Here is a 25,237-nt window from a genome sequence, read left to right on the forward strand (position 1 = left end):
TATTGAATTATTTAAGAATACACTTTTTTAAATTAGAACAACACTTTCTTCGCATCTTCTGCCTGTGCAAATGGTCCAGGAATGACATCCATGCCACGGTGTCCGCCAAAATAGTCTTTATCAAACTGAATGGCTGTTCCATCCGGATTTTCAAATCTCTGTTCCGGCTCAAATGCTTTTCCAAGTATATCGGAATGAATCATGCGGTCTTTAAACTCACCGACTAAATCATATACATTCGTATCTAAGTAATAGCTTCCCTCTTTTTCTACAAGATCCACTTTTGCTTCTTTATCTAAAATAACCAGTCCATTCACTTCATTTTTGCACGCTTCTGCACCATTTAAGTATATATTTCCCTCAATCCATACCGGAAGATGTCCAAAATGTACCGGCTCTAATTTCTTCATATCAACCGGTTTTGTGAAATCAAACTGAGAAATCCATTCGTCATAAGTCGGATATTCATCAAACATCCAGGTTCCTGCTTTTCTGTTTTCAGAATCAAATCCTTCATCGGAATCGTGTGGAATAATCACATCTTCTGACGGCCATTTCTGAACAAAGATATTGTTGTAAATTCTGTCATCCCCATGAAGAATGGTCATAAATCCCATTACTTCTGTGCGGTGTGGCATATGATATGGCGTATAACGCCATCCGGTTCCATCACCAACGCAAGTCAGCGCACCACAGATTAAGTTATGTACCAGTGCAACACCCTCTGTTGCAAATCTTAAACTTGCATCGGAAAGCATTACGTTATTATCAATCAAAGTCGGACCATGTCCTACTTCAACAAAGATATCCTGAGACATCATACCGCCTTCTAAGCTCTTTGCATAAGCCGGTTTCTGGTTGTCATGTAACAGGTTCTGAGTCAGTCTTGTACCCTGAGCTTCCCAGTCACACCAGATACCCATTGTACAATGATGAATGTGATTACGGCGCATTGTTACGTCGATTGCAGCGTGCATCTTAATGCCCGCAATTTCAGCTCCACCCTGTTCCATCATGTTATTGATATGATGAATATGGTTGTCCTCGATTATGCTGAATACACCGCCCATACGACCGATAATACCGCCCTGTTCGCAGTGATGAATATTATTACGGCGAATAATATGTCCACCGATGTTTTCCTTTAACCAGCCATGATACTGTCCTCTGCAGACTGCATCACGTTCCATCTGAGTCGGACTCTTTACATATTTATAAGTAAAATAATGGTCATTTTCAGGGTCTAAATATTTTCCTACGGAAATTCCGGCACATTTACTGTTTGAAATATCACAGTCCTCGATAATCCAGCCCTTGCTCCAGTGTGGTCCAATCATACCATCCTGAAATGCTGCTGGAGGAGCCCATGTTGTTGCTGCTTTATTAATATTAAATCCGCTTACTGTAATATAGTTTACTCCGGTTTTTTCCGGCATAAAGCACTCACGTCTTACGTTGATTTCTACATTTTCTTCATTCGGATTTTTACCCTGGAAATTTGCATAGATAATAGTTTCATCTTTTTCTTCATCCTGCTCGGTGTACCATTTATAAATAGAATCTTCCGGTACCCAGCTGCACTCATACACTTCACCTTTAATGCACTCTTCTAAAGAAACTGCCTCATAAAGTGCTTTATCATTTAAATAAACACAGCCTGTGTGCTTGTCTGCCTTTGCAAAGTACCAGTCACCATAAACAACCGTAGTATATGGATTATAATTTCCAAAAATGCTGTTTGCAATTCGGCATACCCATACATTTCCTTCATACTTCTGCCAGCTCTTTACCTGCTCTGCACCGGTGATAACAGCCCCAAGCGGCTGGGTGCTTCGATAAGAAATACGTGCATCCTCTTCTCCTGCATGAATTGGGTTAACATATTCACGATAAACACCAGGAGAAACTAAAACCTCATCTCCTGCCTTTGCTACTTTTGCTGCATCATTGATATGACGAAACGGCATGTTTGCAGTACCATTTCCATCACGACCTGCATTTGCATTTACATAAATTCTCATGATTCAAACTCCTCCAAAAATAATAGTTTCAATTTCTATTTGCATACTTATTTTTCTGAAATAAAGTATAGCACTCGATAATTGAAAATACAATTTATTTTTGTTTGAAAAATCTTGAATCTTGTGTGGAAATTAAAAGTAAAGCGGACATTCGCAATCCGCTTCGCTACTTGCTCATGAACGCAGTCGCTTTGCGCACTTGAAGCGGGAGAATGCTTATCTGCGTTCAAATTAACCTTTAACAAAAATAACTAATTTTTTTAATACCTTCTCTGGTATTTTTGAATTATTATTGCAAACAAGAGCTTTTCCTGTACTGGTAATCCAAAGTTTTGTAGCATGAGCAGTGGCACGTCCTTCAGAAATATGAACATGAACAGGTTCAAGGGGCTCATTCTCATTTGACCAAAAATAAATACTATACGGACCAATTCTAAGAATTTGCGGCATTTAAAAGCCCTCCTTCTTGAGAAAATTCAATAATCAGATGAGCATTATTTCTAAGCAAATGTTTGAAATACTCTATTTGGCTCTCTGAATATCCGCTAATATTCTCCCATTTATATTCAGGAAGCCAGCAGGTTGCATTAGAGAAACCACCATCATCATTTGGCGTTTCAATATACACTTTAACTGTTCCATTTGCTTTCATCTCTGAATGGGTAATCTCTGTATCATCGTTTAAAGTTAAGAATGGATACATCATTATCAAAGCCTCCTTTTAATTTTTATATTTCTTTTAATCTATTATAGCACTAAGAAAATAAAAATAATAATAAAATTAAGTATCTATTTCTATTCAGTTTGTTTATCCCTTTACACTTCTGCCTGCATTTTCTCCTGCCACTTTTCCAACCTCATTATATGCTGTCTGAAAATAATGATAGCTGTCTTTCATGAGTTCACGTGCTTTCATCGTATGAAATTCATCACATACCAGTATGATATCTTCCACTTTCTCTGCCAGTTCCAACTGGGTATGCCGAATCTTCTTATACGCTTCTTCAAATCCATCTTTGCCATTGTATTCCCCGATTGTAACCAAAAAACATTTCTCAATTCCCGCTTTTCTTAGTCTTTCAAGCATATTTTTAAATTTCTTTTTATAATCGTCTGCTAAAGTACCTCTATCTCCATCGGTTTCTCCCTGACACCAAGCTACATATTTATGCCGAATTTCTATTTGATTCTTTTTTGCATACAAAACTGCTTTTTCCAATCTTTCGATGGCATCTGATAAATAATCCTCATTTCCCTGCCATTCACAGATAGCTGAACCACCTTTACTTGCGGATACTGCCAATACTGGAACTTTTGTTTCTTTATAATATGCATTTACAAAAGCTGTCACCATAGAACCTGTTTTCATTCCTGGTTCATAGATACCATTTGGATTATTTTCATTCACACCAAATGGCTCTTCTATTTTATGTATATGCTCTGGGTCGCTGACTGCCCGATACTCCATTCCAGCTCCTTCCATGAGTAAAGGTGCTGGCTCGTTCCATTTTTCTGTTGAAATTCCTCTTCCTGCCATATTTGACTGTCCGGCAAATAAAATTAAATCGTAAGTTTTCATCTATGTTGTTCTCCAGTTTCTTCAGATATTATCTTTTATTACTATATTACACGTATTTAATGAAACTTGAAATGGACAAATCGGAGTTTGTATTTGAAAAAAGTATACTTTTTAATCTATTATTTTTCAAACTCTTTAAGTTTATCATACGATAATTTTTTTACTTCATCAAAAGAAGTCCCATTGTCTTCTAACTGCCTTTTAAAAATATCTAAATCATCTTCAAATATCTCTATTAATCCAGAATCTCTCAAATCCTGTTCTAATTCTTCTGACGCTTCGTATTTCTCTCCATCCATCATCAATATAAATTCATCATCATCCAGTGAATAATTAATAATGGTTAATTCACCCTCTTCAGCCTGATAATCCACATAGACTCTAAACTCATTATCACTAAAATCATATCCAAATTTTCCTTCATTGCCAAATTCTGTAGTGTCCAGAGCATAAATTAAACATTCATATATCTCACTATCATAAAAATCAACCCATTCATTAATTGTAGAATATCCCAAGTCCCATTCGTCTCCATATTCAAACTTATAGATTCCATCATCTTCAGTCATATATGTAAAACTTTGTAATTTATCAACTGTTTGTTTTGCATTCTTACCTTTTGGAATTAATATAATAATAAGTACTATCACCACACCTATCCCTATTATAAATGGAACTTTACTTTTTTTCTTATTTGTTTGATGTCCAATTTCTGTATTACTTATTTTTCTATTATTTAGAGTATTATTTTTAATTTCACAACCACAATATGGGCAAAACTTACTTGCTTCTTTTATTTCTCTGCCGCAATTTTCACAAAACATCTTATTCTCCTTCTTAGCTATCTATATTTTTCAAAGCAGAATTTAAAATCCTGCCTTGAGATAAATCCATATTATATTTAATATACTTGACCTTTTATATAAGTTCCTGTCATTCCATCCGTATCCCAATCAAGATACAACTCATCTTCATAGAAATTAATATATCCTCTTCGTAACACCTGCCCTTTTTTCTCGTCCGTTATAATAACCGTTCCATCTGATATATAGTCCAAATAATAAGTCTCCATTGTTGTCGCACTATCTACAGGAGCAGAATCTCCTCTTCCTACTTCCAAAATGCCTTCATGATCATCTGATATATTATTTATTCCTATATAAACAACTTGATCTGTATCCAGATTTGTGTAAAATCCTTCAACCTCACCAAATAAATTCTTAGGATTTTCTGCATTTGGCAATGCAACTTGTTCAATATACGCACTTATAAATTCGATATTATTTTTTTCCACCTGTGATAATAATGCTTCATCAAAATCCTCCGGTGCTATCGTTCCGTGATACCATTTCTGAGAATCGAAATATTCCTGTATATCAGAATCATTAAATTTTCTTCCATGTCTGGCATATATTTCGTTAATTGCCATCTGTGCTTCTGCATAAGTGAACCCTTTTAAATCATCGCTTGTCACCGATTGAACATCACTATTTGGAAGAATATATGTATTTTCTGTCTGTTCTGTATCTTGTTCTGTATCCTCATCTGTCTCTTCATCTGTATTTACAAGAACTATTTTATCTGCCTTAATATAAGGAAAATCATCCTCATTCACAAATATTCCTTCTACATATCCGCTGTCCCCAGATAAAACTTTTCCAATCGAATTTCCGGCTTTATCATAAGCATCTCCATCATATTTGATTTCTATATAACTGCCATCTGTACTGGTTACGATTGTATCTGCCAATATCATAAACTCTGTTTGAAGTCGAACTGCTTTCCCATCATACTCATCTGGCTTTCTCTGTAATTGCTCTACCGATGCATCCAGATATTCTTTTTTCTCATCATACTGCTTTTCTTTCTGTTTTTCTGACTTTGTTTCTTCCTCCCCTGTATTTTCTTCATCTTCATAAATATTATCTAATGTGCTGTCATCTATATCTGAATCCCCTAAACTGCCAAATATTGTTCCTCCTATTATTGCGCCAATTAAAATTATTCTAAGACCATAATATCCTAAGAGAATTAATATCGGTTTTGATTTTTTTCCTACATATTGAGAAATTACATATCTTTCATTTATAATTTCCTGATTATAATTCACAATTAACAAATTTGCACTTTTCAAAAGATAATAAGCTGAAAGAATTGGTCCAACTATAATAAGATTTCCAAAAGTTCCCCACAAAAGTACTTTTGTTCCTCCATAAGGAATTTCACAATTATACTTAGGTGCAGCATTTCTTAATCGTTCTGCCTGCGTATACATCCAATACTGCGTGTAAATTCCCAATGTTATCATTCCAAGCAAAAGGACTACTATATAATTAGGGCTTTCTTTTCCGTCCCCATCACAAAGTTTATTAACCGTTTTTGCAAATTTATAATATGTATACACAATATAAATTCCACATGTAACAATACCTAATAATAAAAATTTTACAAAATTAATTTCTTCTAATCTTTGATTTTCCTTTTTTTGAAGTAAAAAAATATCTTCTTGATTTTGCTTTATTTCTGCTCCGCAATACGGACAGTGTGCTGAACCATCTGGTATTTCTTTTCCACATTGTATACAAAACATATTTTCTTCCCCCTTTAGCTGCAAATCCTTATTAAAATGCACATTCCTATAAATATACATCCAGCTACTCTTTGAATCGTTTTATTTCGTAACTGTGTTTCATTGATTTCCATTCCTCTAGTAACTGCTTTCTGCTTTTTTATACAAACATCTAAAGAAATTCCTATTTTTATCATACATATCGTAAGAATCATATACATATAAAATGGAATTAACACTTTTACTGATACCATATCACTATTTGATTTACATCTTGAAATTAATGTTATTACTAAGCCAACTAACGAAAGCCCGCTAATTCCGCCTACTACAGCACTCACCATTCCATGACTATCTTTTTTACTTTTTAAAAACAAGTAAATAAAACCAAACAATGGAAGTAATAAAAACATAATAGCTGCCGGAACCATTTCTTCTGTTTCTCCCATATAATCAATTCCTGCTGCTAAATCTAATAGACTAAATCTTCCAATTTCCATTTCCCCACATGATACAAGAAGCATAGGACAAAAGAATAAGATTGTCATAAATGCCAGACTTATTTTTAAAATCAATCTTCCCGAAATTTTATGAGAGGTTAGATAAATATCTTCTCCTTTTTCATTTTCTGAAACCAAAGTTTTTTCTAATAAGATATTCTTTTCTCCACAATTAGGACAAAACTTCTCATTATTGTTCATTTCTGCCCCACATTTTCTGCAATACATTCCGCTCCTCCTTTTTTATACTGCTTTACCACAATTAGGACAAAATTTTGCATTTTCATCTAATTGCTGACCACACTGTAAACATATTTTCTTTTCATCTTTTGTCTGTTCTGAAATTTTTGTTCCACAATTAGGACAAAACTTAGCGCCTTTTTCTATTTCACAATTACATCCAGGACATATTTCAATATTTTCTATTCTCAGTTCTGGAAGCAATGTTCCGCATTTATTGCAATATTTTGCTTCTAAAACATTATGATATCCACAAGATGGACATATCCCTGCTTCTGTTATCATTGGTTGCTCTAAATTTGTTTGGTTCTCTCCAGCTTGATTTCCCTGCTGTATTATTTCTAGCAACTCTTGTGGTAAATACTCTTTATAATTTGCCCCCATATAGACTTCATACACTTTATCTCTTGTAAGTATTTTTAATTCTGCATCATACATTAGTTTTAAAACAGTCGGAATCTCTTCTTCTCGTATTTCAATAATATCTCTTCTGGGAATTTCAATCGTTTTATCTAACATAGATACCGTATTTAAAATCATACGTCCTCTTGACAAAATATAAATTGACCGATTTGTAACAGCCATAAAGCTCCGCATCATCCGTGTATTTTTTACTACATGCGTAATTCCTTTCTCGTAAGCAATCGTTACCCCTTCAACAACTTCATCCTCTCTCATAACTTCCGATAAATCTTTTGCCATCTCATTGTAGCCAACCAGAAATCCTGAAGCTTTTGGCAAATTTCGAATCTGTTCCCGTATCTTATCTTTTTCCATTTTTTCTCCTTTATAACGAATTATTTATTTCCGTTACTACGTTTTCTCGTTAAAATTATACGACATTAAGTATTATTTTGCAACGTAATTACGAATAATATTAACGGCACAAAGCATTAGGAGGTGATTTTATAACTGACGTTTTAGAAAAAATTACATATTATAGGAAACAAAAAAATTGGACCGAATATCAACTTGCTGAACATTCTGGTTTAACTCAGTCTACGATTTCTTCATGGTACAGAAAAAACATGATTCCGTCGATTCCATCTTTAGAAAAAATCTGCAATGCTTTTGGAATCACTCTTTCACAATTTTTTTCTACCGATAATGATGATTTCACACTAACAAACCAACAAAAAGAATTATTAATTGAATCCAGCCATTTATCAGAAACTCAATTACATGCTTTAATTAATTTCTTTAAAACATTGTAAACACTAAAAAAAGCACATCATAAATCATCTCATTCGATGCATTTATAATGTGCTCTTTTTCTAATCTTTATTAACATAAAAAACTATCACATTTTTCTCATTCTCCCTCCCTTGCTACAAAATCACAACACCACATATCACGTTTTGTTCCAACACATTTAGTGACATTTCGTGATATTATGTAATCAACGTAGGTGACTATATGGGAAACTTTAATGGGGTTTTAAAATCTCTTCGTACAGCAAAAGGATTAACACAAATCGAACTTTCTAAAATGCTCAAAATTTCAAGAAGTACTATAGGAATGTACGAAAGCGGAGCAAGAGAACCTGATTTTAAAACTTTAGAATTAATAGCCGACTATTTCAATGTTGATACTAACTATTTAACAGGACGTCCCAACTCGAAAAAGACTTGTCTCTGCAATCGAGAAACTTCCTCTTGAAGGTGATATTAAAAAATTGCAAAATAGAGCTGGCTATCGACTTCGAGTTGGAGACTTTCGTGTAATTTTTGATTCAAATGGAGCAATTATAGATATTATAGATATAGGTAATCGAGGACAAATTTGTAAAGACTAACCATTTAAAGGAGTGTGATTATATGTCTAATGTAAAAGAAAGAATCTTTGGTGCTGTCACAATCATGAGTGAAAAGGATGCTGAGAAAATTTGGGAATTAATTCAAGCTACTTTTGCTTTAGGCAACGCAGAGGAAGTTCCAGCTGAACCAGAAGAAATTGAAGCGTTAGATGCTTATCAAAATGGAAACCCAGAATATCAACCATGCTATACTCATGAAGAAATGCTGAAAGAGCTTGGATTGGAGAAATAAGAAATTGATAAAATAAAAGCCCTTGAAAAATCAAGGGTTTTGCAATGCGGGCAACAGGACTTGAACCTGCACGGTCTCCCACTAGAACCTAAATCTAGCGCGTCTGCCAATTCCGCCATGCCCGCCTATGCAATTGTAAAAAAATAGGAACAAGCTTTTGCTTGTTCCAGTGAAGCATCGGGGATTCGAACCCCGGACAACTTGATTAAAAGTCAAGTGCTCTACCGACTGAGCTAATGCTCCATAATTTAGTACCTTGAACTGGGCTAGCTGGATTCGAACCAGCGAATGCAGCAGTCAAAGTGCTGTGCCTTACCGCTTGGCGATAGCCCAAGAACGCCTTACGGCTAAGGTGGATAGAGGGATTCGAACCCTCGGCCTCCAGAGCCACAATCTGGCGCGCTAACCAACTGCGCTATACCCACCATTATATGTACATTTCTGTACAAGCGTGCTTGAAGGGATTCGAACCCCCGACCCACGGCTTAGAAGGCCGTTGCTCTATCCAGCTGAGCTACAAACACGTACTCAGTATTGCATACTGAAAGCGGGTGATGGGAATCGAACCCACATATCCAGCTTGGAAGGCTGGTGTTCTACCACTGAACTACACCCGCATGGGTTTTCCTTTTTTAAAGGAAGTCGGGGTGACAGGATTCGAACCTGCGACCTCCTGGTCCCAAACCAGGCGCTCTAGCCAAGCTGAGCCACACCCCGAAGGTATTCTTTTTTTCCTTTTGTCTCAGGTTTTTTTTGCTCTTGCCCTGTGACAAGATATAATATACCACAGGGTTTTCTATATGTCAACGTTTTTTTTTAATTTTTTTAATTTTTTTTTCTTTCCATAAAATACCCGCTATTTTCCCTTTAAAAGCTTTAATTTACACTGTTTTATTTACAGCTTTCTAAATAGTAGATATCATAATGCGCAATTCCCTTTTCATCAATTTCCATAATTGCATAACTCGGTTTTCTTCCATGCTGTCTTGGGTAGGATAAACTTCCCGGATTTAAAACTGTAATCTCCGACTCGATTTCCAAGTCCGGTCTGTGAGTATGACCATATAATGCCACATTGCATCCTCTGGCAAGTGCTTCCTCTTTTAGCATACTGGTTTCTACAGAGACACCATAATAATGTCCATGTGTCATCAAGATACGATAATCCCCAATTGTGACAACTATCTCTCTTGGCAGTTCTGAAAAGAAGTCATTGTTTCCCGCAACAATATGTACCGGACAGGAAACTAACGCTTCAATATAATCTTCCTGTCCCTCTACATCTCCAAGATGCAAAAGACAGTCAATCTTTCCTACTTTTTCTACCACTCTCTCCAAATTCTCTTCATGGCCATGTGTATCGCTTACAATAAGTATCTTCATTTACCGAGTCCCTTCCTTGTATATAATATTATAGAAGTAATGGGGTCAAAGAAGTTTTGACCCCACTCTTTTTGAACTTTATAATAAACGTTCTCTCTCTAACAGTTCTTTCATCAATCGAAGTGCATTTCCTCTGTGGCTAATGCTGTTCTTTTCTTCCGGTGGGAGTTCTGCTGTTGTGCATCCACGTTCTGGAAGGTAAAAAATCGGGTCATATCCAAATCCATTTTCACCTTTCTCTTCATATCCAATAATGCCCTCTACCGTTCCTCTTACCACTAATTCTTTTCCATCCGGAAATACTGCTGCAATTGCGCACACAAACCTTGCTGTTCTCTTTTCGTCCGGCACACCTTCTAAACGGTCAATCAGACTCTTATTTTTAATATGATAGGACGTATCCTCTCCCATGTATCTGGCCGAGTAAATGCCCGGTTCTTTATTCAAATAGTCAATTTCAAGTCCAGAATCATCTGCAAGCACCATCTCACCTGCAAGTTTACAGATTGCTCTTGCCTTAATCAGTGCGTTTTCCTCAAATGTCTTTCCATCTTCTACAATATCTGCAGAAACACCTGCTTCTTTCATAGAAAGGATTTCAAGCGGAAGTGCACCTAAAATTTCACGGATTTCTTTCATCTTATTTTCATTGCCTGTTGCAAAAATCATTCGTTTCATAACTCTTTTTTATCCTCTTTCCTCTTATTCCATGGTTTTCTTTGGTTTTGGAGGCTTCGGTCCCATAAACTGATAGAAATAGGTTTTCATCATGCCGTTATAAATCTTGCGGTTTTTATCTGCTTCTCTTCCTATATAACGCTCTGCATCTTTATAAGCAGTAATCAGATACATAGACCAGGAATCAAGCTCTTTATAACGTGCTCCAATCGTTTCATACAATGCCGGAAGATTCTCTTTTTCTTCAAGACGTTCTCCATAAGGCGGATTCGTGATGATAAATCCATATTTTTTTGGATGGCTCAAGTCTTTTACATCTCTTTGTTGGAAATGAATCAGTTTATCTACGCCTGCACGTACCGCATTTTCTCTTGCATATTTTACAATCGTTCCATCAAGGTCATACCCCTGAATATCCGTCTGTACATTTAAATCCATGATATCCTGTGCTTCTTCTTTTACCTGATACCAGTATTTTCTTGAAATCAGGTTTTTCCAGTCCTCGCATAAGAAATTTCGATTGAGTCCGGGCGCAATATTTGCCGCCATCATCGCTGCCTCAATCGGAAATGTACCGCTTCCACAGAATGGGTCTACTAAAATGCGGTCTTTTCTCCACGGTGTCAGCTTAATTAAGGCTGCTGCTAATGTCTCTGTAATCGGTGCTTTGCTGATTGCCTGACGATATCCACGTTTATGCAGGGAAATTCCTGAAGTATCGATTCCTATCGTAACCTCATCTTTCATAAATGCCACACGAACCGGATAACTTGCGCCGTCCTCTTCAAACCATTCTACATGGTACACAGATTTCAAACGTTCTACCATTGCCTTTTTCATAATCGACTGGATATCAGATGGGCTGAATAACTGGCTTTTCACTGAATTTGCTTTCTTAATCCAGAATTTTCCATCCACCGGTATATAATTCTCCCATGGAAGTGCTTTTGTCTTTTCAAACAGTTCTTCAAAGGTCACTGCCTTAAACTGTCCGACTTTCAACAAAATACGCTCTGTCGTTCTAAGGAACATGTTTGCACGCACGATTGCCTCTGCATCTCCCGAAAATGTAACCTTTCCATCTTCTACTTTTATAATTTCATATCCTAAGTCTAAGATTTCACGTTTCATAACCGCTTCAAGACCAAAATGGCAAGGTGCAATCAATTCAAATTTATCCATTATAAAGTAATCTCCTTCACAACTTCTCCTTCAAAGCCACGAATGGAAAATACACCGTTTTCTAACACTGCATAAGTTGGAATATTACCTTCTTTTGGAATGGAAACAGAACCTGGATTTAAAATAGTATAAGTCTCTCTCTTTTCCGCACGCAGTACGTGTGTATGACCATGAATGAAAATATCACCATTCTTTAAAGGCGGAAGGTTATTTTCATTATAAATATGTCCATGACTTGCATAAATGGTACGCTCTCCATCCATGATAATGCAGTAATCTGCCATAATCGGGAATTTTAATACCATCTGGTCTACTTCTGCATCGCAGTTTCCTCTTACTACATATAAATCATCTTTTCTTTCATTGAGCAGGGCAATGACTTCCTTTGGGGCATAGTCCTTCGGTAAATCATTTCTCGGACCATGGTAAAGAATATCGCCAAGCAGAACCAGACGGTCTGCCTTTTCTTTGTCATAAGCTTCTAACATTTTTTTACAGTAATAAGCAGAACCGTGAATATCGGATGCAAACATGTATTTCATAGCTTTTTTCTCCTTTTTATGTACTTTTAGAGCCGGACCGGAATAGCAGAGAATCTCACAGACAAGATTCTTTGTTCTGTCTCTCCGGTCCATAAAATGTGCTCTTATTTATTTTTATTTATTTTACTATGCATCGGCGAAAAATACAAGTTAGAACCACTGTATGAATGGATTCCACCTACTACAGATTTTACCCGATATCCTTTCTTCATCAGCTCTCTGGCTGCCATCAGACTTGCACTTCCCCTGTCACAGTACAATATCATCAGTCCCTCTTTGGGCAGGTGCTCTAAAATTGTATTCTCTATTTCATCAAAATCTTCATAAGGAAGATTCAATGCTCCAAAATAATGACATTCCAGATACTCCTTTGGACTTCTCAAATCTATAATAAATACGACATCCTGTCGGTAATATTCATCCAATTGCTGTGCTGAAATTGTGTCGATACCAGCCATTTTATTTTTCCTTTTCTTTTATCTTATGTTGGAAATGTCAAAAGTGTAATTGCGTTTGTACCTGCACAAAAGATAAAACGCGGAAATGCTTATCTGCATTCAAAAACCTGCCATGCAAAATTCCTTTCACACAGCAGGTTCCTTGTTTTAGAACTTTTTTATTTTCTGTACGATTTAATATTCATACTCATTGGAAGCATTTTTATTATGCGTACAGTTTTTACTGTTATTTGCATTTGAATTTTTCTGTGTATTTTTTGAAGTCTGTGAATTTGACTGTGCAGCATTTGTATTACTGTTTGTTGAATTTGTCTGATTCTGCATACCCCCATTTTTCATATTGTTTGCGTTCATCCCATTATTTGTACTGTTCTGATTATTGTTTGAATAATTTTTAGCCATTTTACTGCCTCCTGATTTCATAACTGATTTTTGTTACAAACCTTAGTATTTCAAAAAGTTTAGAATTTATACATATTTTTTTCATTTTTTCTTTATTACTTCTTGTTTTTATCACAGTAACGTGCTATAATACTAATCAACGTATACTTTAATACATGAATACGATAGTACAACGCCTTAATCACGTGAATTGTTTTTTATTCACGTCAAACACACGCAATCATCTTACTATTATGATGTGCGTGTCAAAAAGTGAGTTTTGACACTTTAGAATGTGACAGAAGAAGGAGCTGATTCTCATGAGTGAATTAAAAGAAAAAATTAAAGAAGCCGTCAACAAACATCTTGATACGGCAATTGCTTTAAGCAAAGATTTAGCCGAGCATCCGGAACTTCCTTACCAGGAATTTGAATCCAGCCGAAAAATGGCAGAAATTTTAAAAGAAGCCGGATTTGAAGTTACCTATCCTTATGCCGGATATGACACCGCTTATTGTGCCAAACTTGATAACGGCGATGGTCCGTCCCTTGCACTTCTTGCAGAATACGATGCACTTCCGGAAATCGGACATGGCTGTGGTCATAACCTTCACGGTTCTCTCTCCGTACTTTCCGGTCTTGCTTTAATGGATTTAAAAGATAAATTCAAAGGAAAACTTTATGTCATTGGAACACCTGCCGAAGAAGAAAACGGTGCAAAAATCGGAATGGCAGAACAGGGAATCTTTGATGATATGTCAATGGCAGTTATGATGCACAGCAGCTCAGGCGGATATTCTCTTCCAGATATGGACGTTTTAAGCCTGCGCTGTTATGAAGTTGAATTCTTTGGAGAAACCGCTCATGCAGTTGCTGCTCCATGGAATGGCAAAAGTGCCCTCTCCGCTGCAAGAAAATTTCTTGATTTAATTGACGCAAGGCGGGAATGCTTCACACCGGATATTCATGTTAACTCGGTTATCTTAGATGGAGGAAAAGCTCCAAATATTATTCCGGACTATAGTAAAATACGAATGGAATTTCGTACTGCTTCCATGAGCCGATTAGAAAAAGTAGATGAAATGATTAAAAAATGTGCAAATGCCGCTGCAATGGCACTTGACTGTACGGTAACACTCACCTTTGGACTCTCTGATTTTGCAGATATGGTAAGAAATTATCCTCTGGAAAATAAAATAACCGAACTGATGGCAGGTTATGGATTAAAAGTAGGTGATGTACCACCGGCTTCCGGTTCTTCTGACGTTGGAAATATCAGCTACCGCTGTCCTGCAATGCAATCCATGCTTTCTATCACAGATGAAAATTTTGCACTGCATACCAGAGATTTCCGTGATGCCACATTAAAACCAAAGGCGCACGATGCAATGGCAAAAGGCGCATGTTGTCTGGCTGATTTATCTCTGAAAATATTTAATGACGATTCTTTCCGCAGTACTGTTTATGAAGCATGGCAGAAAGAATTAAAGAACAAACAATCTGACTAGCAGATGAGGAGGACTTGATTATGGGTACAGAAACGAAAAAGAAGAAAAAATTCAAACTTCCGCACATCTTCGTACTGCTGACAGCTATCATTGTTGTCTGTGCGGTCGCAACCTGGATTTTACCAGCCGGAGAATTTGACCGTCAGGTGAACGAAGCCGGAACGGAAGTAGTTGTTCCCGGAACTTACCACACCGTTGATTCTTCACCGGTTGGACCTTTTGAAACTGTAAAAGCCATTTACAATGGTATGTTAAACGGTGGCGGAGTTATCTTCTTCGTATTTATCGCTTACGCTGCAATCGGTTTAATTATCTCAACCGGAGCCTTTAACGGACTGGTTGCCGGACTTTTAAAAATACTTCAGGGAAAAACGAGGGCTATTATTATTCCGGTCTTTATTCTGGTTCTCGGCTGTGCTTCTTCTACCATCGGTGTTTTTGAAGAAGCTTTCCCATTCATTCCAATTTTTGTTGGAATTGCAATCGCCATGGGTTATGATGCTGTTGTCGGACTTGCAATTGTCGCTCTTGGTGTTGGACTTGGATACAGCGGTGCGGTTATGAACCCATTTACCGTTGGAATGGCACAGAGTATCGCCGGATTACAGCAGTTATCCGGTGCAGGATACCGTATTATCTGCCACCTTGCCATGATTGTTGTTGCTTCTATCTTTGTTGTCCGCTATGCCTTAAAGATTCAGGCTGACCCGACAAAGAGCCTTGTATATGGCGATGACTTCAGTCACTTAACCATTGATGCAAAAGAAGTAGAAAATCACCCATTTGGTATTCGTGAAAAATTAGTACTTGCCACTCTTGCTGCCGGTATCGCAGTCATTGTATGGGGTGTTAAAGTAAAAGGATGGTACTTTGAAGACTTATCTGCTGTTTTCTTAATCATGGGAATCGTAAGCTCCCTTATCATGGGATGGGGACCAAATACCATCGCTGAGAAGATGGCAGCAAGCTTTACTGATATCGCAGTCGCCTGTATGATGATTGGTTTCTCAAGAGGTATTCTGGTTGTATTACAATCCGGACACATCATTGATACCATTGTTTATGGAATCTCTATTCCACTGCACTACTTCCCATCCTGGGTTGCATCAGAGGCAATGCTCGTTGTTCAGACCTTATTAAACTTCCTGATTCCATCCGGTTCCGGACAGGCGGTTACAAGTATGCCGATTATGGCTCCTCTTGCAGACTTAGTTGGTGTTTCCCGTCAGGTATCTGTTCTGGCATTCCAGTTCGGCGATGGACTTTCCAACATTGTATGGCCAACCGCCATGGCACCAATCATGTGTGGAATCGCCGGTGTAAAGATTGAAAAATGGTGGAAATTCATCGTTCCAATCTTCCTTGTACTACTTCTTACACAGGGCATTTTAATTGGAATTTCAACTATCGTTTTCTAACGTCCGATACAATAAAACTTTAACCATAAATTCCAAAAGAGGCATTGAAATCATAAATTTCAACGCCTCTTTTTACGTTCTGTCAAACCTTTTTTTCTTTTTGTGCAATAAGACAATATTTGTCAACCTTCTAAAAAGAAAGCTGAAAAACATTGCTTTTTTTCCCTTTTTATATTATAATATCACTTGTAAAAAGAATTTACCCTTCAAAAATTTTTTTTACATTATAACCCCTTATTTAATTATTTATACTCCCCTCGGAGGTCTTGGTAGCTCCCCTATCAAGACCTTCTTTTTTTGTTCTTTTCTATTTTTTCTGAGTTTTCTGTGCCGTTTTTCTCTGCCCTTTCCGGCTTTTTATCAAGCGGATATTCACAATCTGCTGCGCCGCTTGCCTAATCGGTTAAAGCTTTTTCTGCAGATAAGATAATGCAAGCAGTACAGCAAGTACCGGCAGTACAATCGGAAGCAGGGCACTAATCAGACTGACAATCAATACAATCACGCAGACTGCAATTAAAATCCCGATTACCAGATGAATCTTCGCCTGTTTTGAGAGTTTAATCTGATTTTTGATACTCTCACTCGCCCAGTCTCCATCTGTCGTTCCATAGTCCCCTTCTGAGCGATTCTGCCGTCCATATCTATCCTGATACGCTGTTTGATTTCCATCAGAGCCATAAGTCTGCCCTGTCGTTTCAAATGCCTCTAAAAGCGTTTTTGCAATCAATCTCGGAGCTCCAAGCTTTGCCACAGCTTCTTTTTCTGTACAGCCCTTCTCCACTTCTCCCTCTATATACTGACTATAATATTGAACATTCTCTCTTACCAAAGAAGCCGGCATCTCTTCAGAAAGCGCTTCTTTTAGTGTTTCCAAAAATTCCCGCTTATTCATAATCTTTATCCTTTCCCGTTTTTAAGCATCTTAAAACACTCCACGGATTTTTTCTTTTATTTTCTCTTTTATGATACCATATCCTGTCAGAAAAAGAATGACCGTTTGGTGAATTTTTTATTAAAATGCAATAAAAAACGCTCTATAGAAATCCTTTTCAGACCTCTACTGAGCGCTTTTGTCAAGCGGATATTCGCAATCCGCTTTCGCTACTTGCTCATAACCAAATAGCTGCTACGCAGCTTATCAGAAGGGGCTTGCCCCTCCTGATACAAGCAAGTCCCCACCATTGCTTATTGCCTTTTACTATTGAAGCAGAGGACTTCCTTGATTTGGTTAAATTAAGATAAAATTGAACCAAGAGCTCCATAACCCACGATACACATAATTACCGTAGCCATGCAAAGCCCGAGTAAGATAGCCGGAACAGATTTCTTCAAATCAACTTCTAATAAAGAAGCAACCAAAGAGCCTGTCCATGCTCCTGTTCCTGGAAGCGGAATCCCTACAAATAAAACCAGTCCCCAGAATTCATACCGTTTTATCTGGTCACTCTTTCCCATCGCTCTTCTTTCCAGTTTTTCAATAAGCGGACAAAACAATTTTGTTTTCTTTAACCATTTAAAAATCTGTTTGATGAAAAGCAGAATAAACGGTATCGGAATTAAATTTCCAATTATACAGATTACAATCGCCTGCGTCATCGGAATCTTTAAAAGTGTTGCTAAGAGCAGTCCTCCTCGAAGTTCCAGAATCGGCACCATCGAAACAAGAAAAACGGCAACCTCCGGTGATAAAAAAGACGGCATATTTGCGGCAAACCAATGTACAATTGACTCCATTCTTTCCTCCTGTAACTTTCCCAAATGCATTTGTACTCTCTTTTTTACAGAAGTTACAAACGCATTCTTTTTAGTGTACCTATCAATGATACAGTACACTAGCCTAAAAATTCTTCGGCAAGTGCCTTGAATCCAGGCATGGAATTAATAATCGTTTCATGTGCTACGCAGTAAGCAATACGCACGTATCCAGGGCAGGCAAAAGAAGAACCCGGGACAATCAAAATATGCTGTTTCTTTGCAGCTTCGCAGAATACCTTTTCATCTGCAACCGGAGATTTCATAAATAAATAAAATGCTCCCTGCGGTTTGATACATTCAAATCCCATCTCTTTTAAACCATTATATAAATCTTCCCTGTTTCTGTCATAATATGGCACGTCTGCCTGTGCATCCAAACATTTCGCAACTGCTTTCTGCATCAGAGACGGGGCATTAACATAACCTAAAATACGTGTCGCAGTACCTGCGGCAGAAATAACATCCTCTGAATCCGCTGCCTCATCCGGAATAACAAGATAACCAATTCTCTCGCCTGGAAGAGACAACGACTTACTAAAGGAATAACCAATGATAGCATTTTCATAATATTTTGTCAAATACGGCACTTCTGCTCCATCATAAGCCAGCTCTCGATACGGTTCATCGGAAATCAGATAGATATCTGTACCAAATTCTTTTTGTTTCTTACGAAGAATTTCTGCCATTTCCTGAATGGTTTCTTCAGAATAGATAACTCCAGTCGGGTTATTCGGTGAATTTACAATGACAGCCTTTGTTCTTGCAGTCAGTTTTTCTTCAAGTTCTGTAAGATTTGGCTGGAAAGTCTCGGTGTTCGGGCTTACCACAACCAGTTTTCCATCAAAGTTTGAAACATAGCTGTTGTATTCTCCAAAATATGGAGCAATTGCAATGACCTCATCTCCTGGGTTTAATAATGTCTTTAAGATTACATTTAACCCCCCTGCTGCTCCAACTGTCATAATAATATTTTTTGCAGAAAACGCAGTATCAAATTTTTTATTGATGGATTCCGCTACTGCCTGACGCACATCCTCATATCCTGCATTGCTCATATATCCGTGCAGTACAATCGGGTCTTCTTTCTCTGCTTCCTCGATAATTGCCTCTTTTACCTGAACCGGTGCCGGCACATTTGGATTTCCAAGGCTGAAATCATATACGTTTTCTGCCCCGTATTTTGCTGCCATTATTTTTCCTTCTTCAAACATAGCACGAATTGCTGAGCTGTTTTTTACAAGTGCTTTCATTTTATCTGCTATCATACTCGTTTTCTCCTTTTTGTCGTCTCAAAATTTCGTTATTTTTTATTATAATCTTGTGTTAAAGGAAAATCAATGTTCTTCTTACTTAAGCCAAAAGAAAAAAGGACGCTGCTCTCCACAACGTCCTTTCTATCGTTTTTCTAAAAAACAGTTCCTACTATTTTCTTATCTGTGAAACAGAGAAAATCCCTTCTTTTCATACGGTTCTGTTTCTACAGAAGTCAACTGATAGCCAGTCTTTTCTACTACTTCTTTTAACTTTCCTTCATCTAATGCTTCTTCTGAAATCACTTCGGTCTGTTTTTTACTGTGAGAAGATGTTACCTTTTTTACATCAAAGTTATTGCGAATTGCATCATTCATGTGGCTTTCGCACATTCCACACATCATTCCATCGATTCCAAGTGTTGTTTTTACCATAGCTTTATACCTCTCTTATTTTTTATTTGATTGAAAGGACTTTATAGCCCTCTTTCTCCACATTTTGTTTCATGAGTTTCTCATCCACCGGTGCACTTAAAATAACTACCGCAGTTCCGGCTTCATGGCTTACTTTTGCCTCTTCCACTCCCTCAAGGCTTTCTAATGCCTGTTTGACTCTTGCTTCGCAGTGACCACACATCATACCCTTAATTTTCAAAGTCTTTGTTTCACCATCTGTCTGTGTCAGAGAAAGTTCGGATACGCTGACTTCATTTTTTAATTTTTTATCTTTTTTCGCGTCTTTTACCTTAAATAAATTCAATCTCAATGCATTTGATACGACACAGAAACTGGAAAGACTCATTGCAAATGCTCCAAACATCGGATTTAAGGTCCAGCCAAAAATCGGAATCCAGACACCTGCTGCAAGCGGTATTCCAATTACATTGTAGAAAAATGCCCAAAACAGATTCTCATGGATATTTTTCAAAGTTGCACGGCTGAGTCTCACTGCTGCCGGAACATCACTTAACCGACTCTTCATCAGTACCACATCGGCTGCGTCAATTGCAATATCCGTTCCTGCTCCAATCGCAATTCCGATATCTGCTCTTGTCAGTGCCGGAGCATCATTGATTCCATCGCCGACCATTGCCACTTTTCCTTTTTGTTTTAACTTACGGATCACACTTTCTTTTCCATCCGGAAGCACACCTGCAATAACTTCATCCACACCGGCCTGTGCCCCGATCGCTTTTGCTGTCCGCTCGTTATCTCCGGTCAGCATCACCACACGGATTCCCATATTCTGTAATTCTTTGACTGCTCTTGGGCTGTCCTCTTTTATGGTATCTGCCACGGCAATCATACCAAGCAGTTTCTGCTCTTTTGCAAAGAACAGCGGTGTTTTTCCTTCTTTTGCAAAATGCTGTGCCTGTTTCTGCATTTCCTCGGAAATTCCAATCTGCTCCTGCATAAATTTCATGCTTCCACCAAGCAGTTCTTTCTTATTATAAGATGCCTTTAAACCATTTCCCGGGAGTGCCTCAAATTCCTCTGCCTCTTCAAGCATCCATTTCTTTTCTTTCACTTTTTCCAAAATCGCTTTTGCAAGCGGATGCTCACTTTTTTGTTCCAGAATTGCCGCTTCTCTTAACAGACTTTCTTCATTTTCTCCATCTGCCGGATAAATATCTGTTACCTTTGGCTCTCCACTTGTAATTGTTCCGGTTTTATCTAGTGCCACAATCTGCACACGACCTGTTTCCTCGAGAGAAACCGCTGTCTTAAATAAAATACCGTTTTTTGCACCTATTCCATTTCCTACCATGATTGCAACCGGAGTTGCAAGCCCAAGTGCACATGGACAGCTGATAACCAGTACAGAAATGCCTCGTGCCAGCGCATATCCCACACTCTGTCCTGCAATCAGCCAGACAATGGTTGTAATGACTGCAATCGTAATAACTGCCGGAACAAACACACCGGAAACCTTATCTGCAATCTTTGCAATCGGTGCTTTTGTCGCTGCCGCATCACTCACCATCTTGATAATCTGAGACAAAGTTGTGTCTTCTCCAACTCTGGTTGCCTCACATTTAATAAATCCTGACTGATTGATGGTTGCCGCAGAAACCAAATCTCCTGTTTCTTTATCGACCGGAATACTTTCTCCGGTCAGTGCGGATTCATTGACTGCACTGTGACCCTCTAAAATTCTTCCATCAACCGGAATATTTTCTCCCGGACGAACAACGAAAATATCACCTTTCTGTACCCGGTCGATAGAAACCGTTACTTCTTTTCCATCTCTTACAAGCACGGCTGTTTTCGGTGCAAGTTTCATCAGACTCTTTAATGCATCCGTTGTCCGACCCTTTGATTTTGCTTCTAACATTTTTCCGACTGTAATCAGGGTCAGAATCATCGCTGCGGATTCAAAATAAAAATCCATCATATAATTCATAACGGCATCCATATTTCCATCTACCTGCGCTCTTGTCATTGCAAGCAGTACATAGACACTCCATACAAACGATGCCATCGAACCCATTGCCACAAGCGTATCCATATTTGGAGCTCTGTGCCATAAACTCTTAAATCCGCTAATAAAAAATTTCTGGTTAATCACCATGACAATTGCCGCCAGAATCATCTGCACAATTCCCATTGCAATGTGGTTGTCCTGAAACCATGCCGGTAAAGACCAGCCCCACATCATGTGTCCCATGGAAAAATACATCAATACCAGCAAAAATCCAACCGATGCAATCAGACGTCTCTTTAAAACCGGCGTCTCTTTATCTTCCAGTGCTGCCTCATCTGCTGCCAGCGTGTTCGCCTTTTTATCTGCTCCTTTTACAGATGCACCATACCCAGCCGCTTCCACTGCTGAAATAATACTTGCCGGGTCTGCACTTCCCTCTACTCCCATCGAATTTGTCAATAAACTGACTGAACAGGAAGTAACACCTGGTACTTTGGAAACCGCTTTTTCGACTCTGGCACTGCAAGCTGCACAGCTCATTCCGGTTACCGTATACTGTTCCATAACTTTTTTCAACTCCTCTCTCTGTTTTTCATTTCTAATTTACAGTTTGTAATTTTTACTTCATTAGTTTTTGCAAAGTAGCTACTAATTCATCCACTACTTCGTCTTTTCCTTCCCGAATATCTCTGACCACACAGGAATGAATGTGGCTTGCAAGCAGTTCCTTGTTAAATGCATTGATTGCTGCGCTCGCTGCTGCTGACTGTACCAGAATATCATTACAATACGCATCATTTTCCAACATTCCCTTGATTCCACGAATCTGTCCCTCAATTCTGCTTAGACGGTTGATTAATTTTTTTCGTTCCTCTTCCGAACGCATTGTTGTCTTTTTGCCACAACAACAGCCTCTCTTTTCTTCAGACATCTACATACACGCTCCTTTATAAGTTTCTATCGCCGTAAAACCACATGCCTTTCGGCGTGTGGTAGTTCGCATTGTACAACTATAGGATTTTCCAACTTCAAATACCCCCTGTGGGTATCTTCACTATATACCCCCACGAGGTATTTGTCAATAGAAGATTTTAAATTTTAATAAAATGAAAAAGACATTTATCTGCCTTTCAACAAATAAATGCCTTTCTCTTCTTAATTTCTAAAACCTATATTTAGTTCTCTACTTCAATTTTACGAATTGTTTTATTTTTAATTTCTTCCTTAATTGCACCGATGAAATCTGCTAAATCTTTTGCACCTTCATCTCCAAGGTAACGACTTCTTACAGATACCTTGTTTTCTTCCTCTTCTTTTGCACCAACTACCAGCATATATGGTACTCTTGCAAGACGAGCTTCACGAATCTTATATCCCATCTTTTCAGAACGCTGGTCTACGGAACAACGGATACCATTTTCCTTTAACTCTGCTTCTACTTTTGCAGCATAGTCATGGAATTTTTCAGAAATCGGAATCACACGCACCTGTTCCGGACATAACCAAGTCGGGAACATGCCGGCATATTTTTCAATTAACCATGCCAAAGTTCTTTCGTAACATCCCACAGATGTACGATGGATAATGCAAGGACGTTTCTTCTCACCATTTTCATCAATATAGTACATATCAAACTGTTCAGCAAGCAGTGCATCCCACTGAATCGTAATCATAGTATCTTCTTTTCCGTAAACGTTCTTTGCATTGATATCGACTTTTGGACCATAGAATGCAGCTTCTCCTACATCCTCTACGAATGGAATATTTAATTCCTGTAACATATTACGGATGTGTTCTTCTGTTTCATTCCAAACTTCCGGCTCGCCGATGTATTTTTCTTTGTCTTCCGGATCCCATTTTGACAGATGATAAGTTACATCTTCTTCTACACCAAGTACCTGTAAACAGTACTGAGCCAGTGCAATACAATCTTTAAATTCTTTTACCATCTGGTCTGGTCTTACAATCAGATGACCTTCAGAAATTGTAAACTGACGAACACGTGTCAGGCCATGCATTTCACCGGAATCTTCGTTACGGAACAGAGTAGAAGTTTCACCATAACGGAGTGGAAGATCACGATAACTGTGCTGTTCTGCTTTGTATACATAGTACTGGAACGGACAGGTCATCGGACGAAGTGCGAATACTTCTTTATCTGTTTCTTCATCACCTAATACAAACATTCCATCTTTATAGTGATCCCAGTGACCGGAAATTTTATACAGATCACTCTTTGCCATCAGCGGAGTTTTTGTGCGGACATAACCACGTTTTGTCTCTTCATCTTCAATCCAGCGCTGAAGTTCCTGCATGATAATTACACCATTTGGCATAATCAGTGGAAGACCCTGTCCGATTACATCAACTGTTGTAAACAATTTCATTTCACGACCCAGTTTATTGTGGTCTCTCTTCTTTGCTTCTTCAAGCTGTTCCAGATGCTCTTTTAATTCATCCTTGCTTCCGTAAGCAGTTCCGTATACACGAGTCAGCATCTGATTCTTCTCGCTTCCTCTCCAATAAGCACCTGAAGATGAGAGCAGTTTAAATGCTTTTACGCCCTTTGTACTCATCAGATGAGGACCTGCACATAGATCAACCCAGTCTCCCTGAGAATAGAAGCTGATTTCTTCTCCTTCCGGAAGATCCTCGATTAATTCTACTTTATAAGGCTCATTTTTTTCTTTGAAAAATGCGATTGCTTCTTCTCTTGTCTTTGTGAAACGCTCAATCTTTGCACCTTTTTTGATGATTTTTTTCATTTCTTTTTCAATTTCATCGAGCGCTTCTCTTGAGAATGGCGGACACTCAAAATCATAATAAAAACCTGTATCAATAGAAGGTCCGATTGCAACTTTTGCATCCGGATATAATTTCTGTACTGCTTCCGCTAATACATGGGATGCCGTATGACGCAGTGCTGCAAGACCTTTCTCATCTTTTGCTGTTAAAATATTTACTTCACAGTCTTTATCTACAACAGTACGCAGGTCTACAACCTCTCCGTCCACTTCTCCGGCACAAGCTGCACGTGCAAGACCTTCGCTGATATCATAAGCGATGTCGATTACAGATTTTGCTTCTTCATACTCTTTTTTAGAACCATCTTTTAATGTGATAACCATAACTTTTTTCCTCCTGTTTTTTATTTATGCACTCTTAGAATCTTTCTCCTGCTCTTGCAGAATACTTTCCAAAAGTACATTTACATTTATCAATATCATTATCTATTTCGCAGAGATTTTTATGGAATAAAAAAAGTCCTTGTCCATCCCTGCATTTTCATGCAAGGGA

General features: G+C 38.0%; 26 protein-coding genes and 7 tRNA genes. 5 read left to right on the plus strand and 28 right to left on the minus strand.

What is annotated here, in order from left to right:
- Positions 1-32 precede the first annotated feature (32 nt).
- The 8 genes from ACYQ2D_RS06225 to ACYQ2D_RS06260 form a co-directional block, all read right to left on the minus strand.
- Complete coding sequence (locus ACYQ2D_RS06225; RefSeq protein ID WP_459784914.1) at positions 33-2,021, minus strand: right-handed parallel beta-helix repeat-containing protein; 1,989 nt, start codon at positions 2,019-2,021, stop codon at positions 33-35.
- A gap of 231 nt (positions 2,022-2,252) precedes the next feature.
- Entirely contained in the window at positions 2,253-2,471 is a 219-nt protein-coding gene (locus tag ACYQ2D_RS06230) for a DUF4160 domain-containing protein (protein WP_459784915.1), read from the minus strand.
- Positions 2,455-2,727, minus strand: coding sequence for a hypothetical protein (locus ACYQ2D_RS06235; RefSeq protein WP_117455196.1), 273 nt, complete (start codon positions 2,725-2,727; stop codon positions 2,455-2,457). The genes ACYQ2D_RS06230 and ACYQ2D_RS06235 overlap by 17 nt, the downstream gene beginning before the upstream one ends.
- Positions 2,728-2,829: 102 nt before the next feature.
- The gene (locus ACYQ2D_RS06240) at positions 2,830-3,600 is read right to left on the minus strand and encodes a sialate O-acetylesterase (protein WP_459784916.1); all 771 of its coding nucleotides are present in this window, start codon (positions 3,598-3,600) and stop codon (positions 2,830-2,832) included.
- Positions 3,601-3,719: 119 nt separating this feature from the next.
- Positions 3,720-4,424 (minus strand): zinc-ribbon domain-containing protein, encoded by a 705-nt coding sequence (locus ACYQ2D_RS06245; protein WP_459784917.1) that lies wholly within the window; start codon positions 4,422-4,424, stop codon positions 3,720-3,722.
- Between the two features lie 77 nt (positions 4,425-4,501).
- Entirely contained in the window at positions 4,502-6,190 is a 1,689-nt protein-coding gene (locus tag ACYQ2D_RS06250) for a DUF4234 domain-containing protein (RefSeq protein ID WP_459784919.1), read from the minus strand.
- 14 nt (positions 6,191-6,204) lie between these two features.
- Positions 6,205-6,897: a zinc-ribbon domain-containing protein gene (locus ACYQ2D_RS06255; RefSeq protein ID WP_459784921.1), complete on the minus strand. Its 693-nt coding sequence runs from the start codon at positions 6,895-6,897 to the stop codon at positions 6,205-6,207.
- 15 nt (positions 6,898-6,912) lie between these two features.
- Positions 6,913-7,686 (minus strand): zinc ribbon domain-containing protein, encoded by a 774-nt coding sequence (locus ACYQ2D_RS06260; RefSeq protein WP_459784922.1) that lies wholly within the window; start codon positions 7,684-7,686, stop codon positions 6,913-6,915.
- 152 nt (positions 7,687-7,838) lie between these two features.
- Between ACYQ2D_RS06260 and ACYQ2D_RS06265 the strand changes: the two genes are divergently transcribed.
- The 3 genes from ACYQ2D_RS06265 to ACYQ2D_RS06275 all read left to right on the plus strand — a co-directional run bounded on the left by ACYQ2D_RS06265 (position 7,839) and on the right by ACYQ2D_RS06275 (position 8,957).
- Positions 7,839-8,123, plus strand: a complete 285-nt coding sequence (locus ACYQ2D_RS06265) for a helix-turn-helix domain-containing protein (protein WP_459785312.1) — start codon at positions 7,839-7,841, stop codon at positions 8,121-8,123.
- A gap of 202 nt (positions 8,124-8,325) precedes the next feature.
- Positions 8,326-8,568 carry a helix-turn-helix domain-containing protein gene (locus ACYQ2D_RS06270; protein ID WP_459784923.1) on the plus strand — a complete coding sequence of 81 codons (243 nt, stop codon included), beginning with the start codon at positions 8,326-8,328 and terminating at the stop codon, positions 8,566-8,568.
- 158 nt (positions 8,569-8,726) lie between these two features.
- Positions 8,727-8,957: a hypothetical protein gene (locus ACYQ2D_RS06275; protein ID WP_459784925.1), complete on the plus strand. Its 231-nt coding sequence runs from the start codon at positions 8,727-8,729 to the stop codon at positions 8,955-8,957.
- A gap of 45 nt (positions 8,958-9,002) precedes the next feature.
- Here the strand turns inward: ACYQ2D_RS06275 and ACYQ2D_RS06280 are convergent.
- From ACYQ2D_RS06280 to ACYQ2D_RS06340, 13 genes are all read right to left on the minus strand, one after another.
- Positions 9,003-9,082, minus strand: a tRNA-Leu gene (locus tag ACYQ2D_RS06280).
- Between the two features lie 45 nt (positions 9,083-9,127).
- Positions 9,128-9,200: transfer RNA gene (locus tag ACYQ2D_RS06285), tRNA-Lys, on the minus strand.
- An 18-nt stretch (positions 9,201-9,218) separates the two neighbouring features.
- Positions 9,219-9,290, minus strand: a tRNA-Gln gene (locus tag ACYQ2D_RS06290).
- 18 nt (positions 9,291-9,308) lie between these two features.
- A tRNA-His gene (locus ACYQ2D_RS06295) sits at positions 9,309-9,382 on the minus strand.
- A gap of 25 nt (positions 9,383-9,407) precedes the next feature.
- Positions 9,408-9,481 (minus strand) — tRNA-Arg (locus ACYQ2D_RS06300).
- A gap of 22 nt (positions 9,482-9,503) precedes the next feature.
- Positions 9,504-9,574: transfer RNA gene (locus tag ACYQ2D_RS06305), tRNA-Gly, on the minus strand.
- Positions 9,575-9,599: 25 nt separating this feature from the next.
- Positions 9,600-9,674, minus strand: a tRNA-Pro gene (locus ACYQ2D_RS06310).
- 174 nt (positions 9,675-9,848) lie between these two features.
- Positions 9,849-10,340: a metallophosphoesterase gene (locus ACYQ2D_RS06315; RefSeq protein ID WP_022304085.1), complete on the minus strand. Its 492-nt coding sequence runs from the start codon at positions 10,338-10,340 to the stop codon at positions 9,849-9,851.
- A gap of 78 nt (positions 10,341-10,418) precedes the next feature.
- Entirely contained in the window at positions 10,419-11,018 is a 600-nt protein-coding gene (locus ACYQ2D_RS06320; protein ID WP_022304086.1) for an XTP/dITP diphosphatase, read from the minus strand.
- Between the two features lie 24 nt (positions 11,019-11,042).
- The gene (locus ACYQ2D_RS06325) at positions 11,043-12,200 is read right to left on the minus strand and encodes a THUMP domain-containing class I SAM-dependent RNA methyltransferase (protein WP_187558246.1); all 1,158 of its coding nucleotides are present in this window, start codon (positions 12,198-12,200) and stop codon (positions 11,043-11,045) included.
- Positions 12,200-12,742, minus strand: coding sequence for a phosphodiesterase (gene yfcE, locus ACYQ2D_RS06330; RefSeq protein ID WP_117455526.1), 543 nt, complete (start codon positions 12,740-12,742; stop codon positions 12,200-12,202). The genes ACYQ2D_RS06325 and yfcE overlap by 1 nt, the downstream gene beginning before the upstream one ends.
- Positions 12,743-12,846: 104 nt before the next feature.
- Positions 12,847-13,200 (minus strand): rhodanese-like domain-containing protein, encoded by a 354-nt coding sequence (locus tag ACYQ2D_RS06335; protein WP_117455194.1) that lies wholly within the window; start codon positions 13,198-13,200, stop codon positions 12,847-12,849.
- Between the two features lie 174 nt (positions 13,201-13,374).
- Positions 13,375-13,602 (minus strand): hypothetical protein, encoded by a 228-nt coding sequence (locus tag ACYQ2D_RS06340; RefSeq protein ID WP_117455191.1) that lies wholly within the window; start codon positions 13,600-13,602, stop codon positions 13,375-13,377.
- Between the two features lie 299 nt (positions 13,603-13,901).
- On the opposite strand from ACYQ2D_RS06340, the gene ACYQ2D_RS06345 reads away from it, so the two are divergent.
- Both ACYQ2D_RS06345 and ACYQ2D_RS06350 read left to right on the plus strand, forming a co-directional pair.
- A complete protein-coding gene (locus ACYQ2D_RS06345) occupies positions 13,902-15,089 on the plus strand; it encodes an amidohydrolase (protein WP_459784926.1) in 1,188 nt (395 codons plus the stop codon).
- Between the two features lie 20 nt (positions 15,090-15,109).
- The gene (locus ACYQ2D_RS06350) at positions 15,110-16,507 is read left to right on the plus strand and encodes a YfcC family protein (RefSeq protein WP_459784928.1); all 1,398 of its coding nucleotides are present in this window, start codon (positions 15,110-15,112) and stop codon (positions 16,505-16,507) included.
- A 403-nt stretch (positions 16,508-16,910) separates the two neighbouring features.
- Here ACYQ2D_RS06350 and ACYQ2D_RS06355 read toward each other — a convergent pair whose 3' ends face one another.
- The 7 genes from ACYQ2D_RS06355 to thrS all read right to left on the minus strand — a co-directional run bounded on the left by ACYQ2D_RS06355 (position 16,911) and on the right by thrS (position 25,068).
- Positions 16,911-17,402 (minus strand): DUF1700 domain-containing protein, encoded by a 492-nt coding sequence (locus ACYQ2D_RS06355; RefSeq protein ID WP_118701048.1) that lies wholly within the window; start codon positions 17,400-17,402, stop codon positions 16,911-16,913.
- 341 nt (positions 17,403-17,743) lie between these two features.
- Positions 17,744-18,244 (minus strand): COG2426 family protein, encoded by a 501-nt coding sequence (locus ACYQ2D_RS06360; RefSeq protein WP_187558249.1) that lies wholly within the window; start codon positions 18,242-18,244, stop codon positions 17,744-17,746.
- 98 nt (positions 18,245-18,342) lie between these two features.
- Positions 18,343-19,530 (minus strand): pyridoxal phosphate-dependent aminotransferase, encoded by a 1,188-nt coding sequence (locus tag ACYQ2D_RS06365; protein WP_459784929.1) that lies wholly within the window; start codon positions 19,528-19,530, stop codon positions 18,343-18,345.
- Between the two features lie 165 nt (positions 19,531-19,695).
- A complete protein-coding gene (locus ACYQ2D_RS06370; protein ID WP_022304095.1) occupies positions 19,696-19,950 on the minus strand; it encodes a heavy-metal-associated domain-containing protein in 255 nt (84 codons plus the stop codon).
- Between the two features lie 22 nt (positions 19,951-19,972).
- Entirely contained in the window at positions 19,973-22,504 is a 2,532-nt protein-coding gene (locus tag ACYQ2D_RS06375; RefSeq protein ID WP_459784930.1) for a heavy metal translocating P-type ATPase, read from the minus strand.
- A 55-nt stretch (positions 22,505-22,559) separates the two neighbouring features.
- Positions 22,560-22,871, minus strand: a complete 312-nt coding sequence (locus ACYQ2D_RS06380) for a metal-sensing transcriptional repressor (protein ID WP_022304097.1) — start codon at positions 22,869-22,871, stop codon at positions 22,560-22,562.
- A 244-nt stretch (positions 22,872-23,115) separates the two neighbouring features.
- Entirely contained in the window at positions 23,116-25,068 is a 1,953-nt protein-coding gene (thrS, locus tag ACYQ2D_RS06385; RefSeq protein WP_117455175.1) for a threonine--tRNA ligase, read from the minus strand.
- Positions 25,069-25,237 lie beyond the last annotated feature (169 nt).

It is taken from the genome of Blautia stercoris, assembly GCF_054657695.1.

Excerpts from the sequence above, each read along its gene's own strand:
- ACYQ2D_RS06225 (WP_459784914.1), bottom strand. The coding sequence starts at position 2,021 with ATGAGAATTTATGTAAATGCAAATGCAGGTCGTGATGGAAATGGTACT.
- ACYQ2D_RS06230 (WP_459784915.1), bottom strand. The coding sequence starts at position 2,471 with ATGCCGCAAATTCTTAGAATTGGTCCGTATAGTATTTATTTTTGGTCA.
- ACYQ2D_RS06235 (WP_117455196.1), bottom strand. The coding sequence starts at position 2,727 with ATGATGTATCCATTCTTAACTTTAAACGATGATACAGAGATTACCCAT.
- ACYQ2D_RS06240 (WP_459784916.1), bottom strand. The coding sequence starts at position 3,600 with ATGAAAACTTACGATTTAATTTTATTTGCCGGACAGTCAAATATGGCA.
- ACYQ2D_RS06245 (WP_459784917.1), bottom strand. The coding sequence starts at position 4,424 with ATGTTTTGTGAAAATTGCGGCAGAGAAATAAAAGAAGCAAGTAAGTTT.
- ACYQ2D_RS06250 (WP_459784919.1), bottom strand. The coding sequence starts at position 6,190 with ATGTTTTGTATACAATGTGGAAAAGAAATACCAGATGGTTCAGCACAC.
- ACYQ2D_RS06255 (WP_459784921.1), bottom strand. The coding sequence starts at position 6,897 with ATGTATTGCAGAAAATGTGGGGCAGAAATGAACAATAATGAGAAGTTT.
- ACYQ2D_RS06260 (WP_459784922.1), bottom strand. The coding sequence starts at position 7,686 with ATGGAAAAAGATAAGATACGGGAACAGATTCGAAATTTGCCAAAAGCT.
- ACYQ2D_RS06270 (WP_459784923.1), top strand. The coding sequence starts at position 8,326 with ATGGGAAACTTTAATGGGGTTTTAAAATCTCTTCGTACAGCAAAAGGA.
- ACYQ2D_RS06275 (WP_459784925.1), top strand. The coding sequence starts at position 8,727 with ATGTCTAATGTAAAAGAAAGAATCTTTGGTGCTGTCACAATCATGAGT.
- ACYQ2D_RS06315 (WP_022304085.1), bottom strand. The coding sequence starts at position 10,340 with ATGAAGATACTTATTGTAAGCGATACACATGGCCATGAAGAGAATTTG.
- ACYQ2D_RS06320 (WP_022304086.1), bottom strand. The coding sequence starts at position 11,018 with ATGAAACGAATGATTTTTGCAACAGGCAATGAAAATAAGATGAAAGAA.
- ACYQ2D_RS06325 (WP_187558246.1), bottom strand. The coding sequence starts at position 12,200 with ATGGATAAATTTGAATTGATTGCACCTTGCCATTTTGGTCTTGAAGCG.
- yfcE (WP_117455526.1), bottom strand. The coding sequence starts at position 12,742 with ATGAAATACATGTTTGCATCCGATATTCACGGTTCTGCTTATTACTGT.
- ACYQ2D_RS06335 (WP_117455194.1), bottom strand. The coding sequence starts at position 13,200 with ATGGCTGGTATCGACACAATTTCAGCACAGCAATTGGATGAATATTAC.
- ACYQ2D_RS06340 (WP_117455191.1), bottom strand. The coding sequence starts at position 13,602 with ATGGCTAAAAATTATTCAAACAATAATCAGAACAGTACAAATAATGGG.
- ACYQ2D_RS06345 (WP_459784926.1), top strand. The coding sequence starts at position 13,902 with ATGAGTGAATTAAAAGAAAAAATTAAAGAAGCCGTCAACAAACATCTT.
- ACYQ2D_RS06350 (WP_459784928.1), top strand. The coding sequence starts at position 15,110 with ATGGGTACAGAAACGAAAAAGAAGAAAAAATTCAAACTTCCGCACATC.
- ACYQ2D_RS06355 (WP_118701048.1), bottom strand. The coding sequence starts at position 17,402 with ATGAATAAGCGGGAATTTTTGGAAACACTAAAAGAAGCGCTTTCTGAA.
- ACYQ2D_RS06360 (WP_187558249.1), bottom strand. The coding sequence starts at position 18,244 with ATGGAGTCAATTGTACATTGGTTTGCCGCAAATATGCCGTCTTTTTTA.
- ACYQ2D_RS06365 (WP_459784929.1), bottom strand. The coding sequence starts at position 19,530 with ATGATAGCAGATAAAATGAAAGCACTTGTAAAAAACAGCTCAGCAATT.
- ACYQ2D_RS06370 (WP_022304095.1), bottom strand. The coding sequence starts at position 19,950 with ATGGTAAAAACAACACTTGGAATCGATGGAATGATGTGTGGAATGTGC.
- ACYQ2D_RS06375 (WP_459784930.1), bottom strand. The coding sequence starts at position 22,504 with ATGGAACAGTATACGGTAACCGGAATGAGCTGTGCAGCTTGCAGTGCC.
- ACYQ2D_RS06380 (WP_022304097.1), bottom strand. The coding sequence starts at position 22,871 with ATGTCTGAAGAAAAGAGAGGCTGTTGTTGTGGCAAAAAGACAACAATG.
- thrS (WP_117455175.1), bottom strand. The coding sequence starts at position 25,068 with ATGGTTATCACATTAAAAGATGGTTCTAAAAAAGAGTATGAAGAAGCA.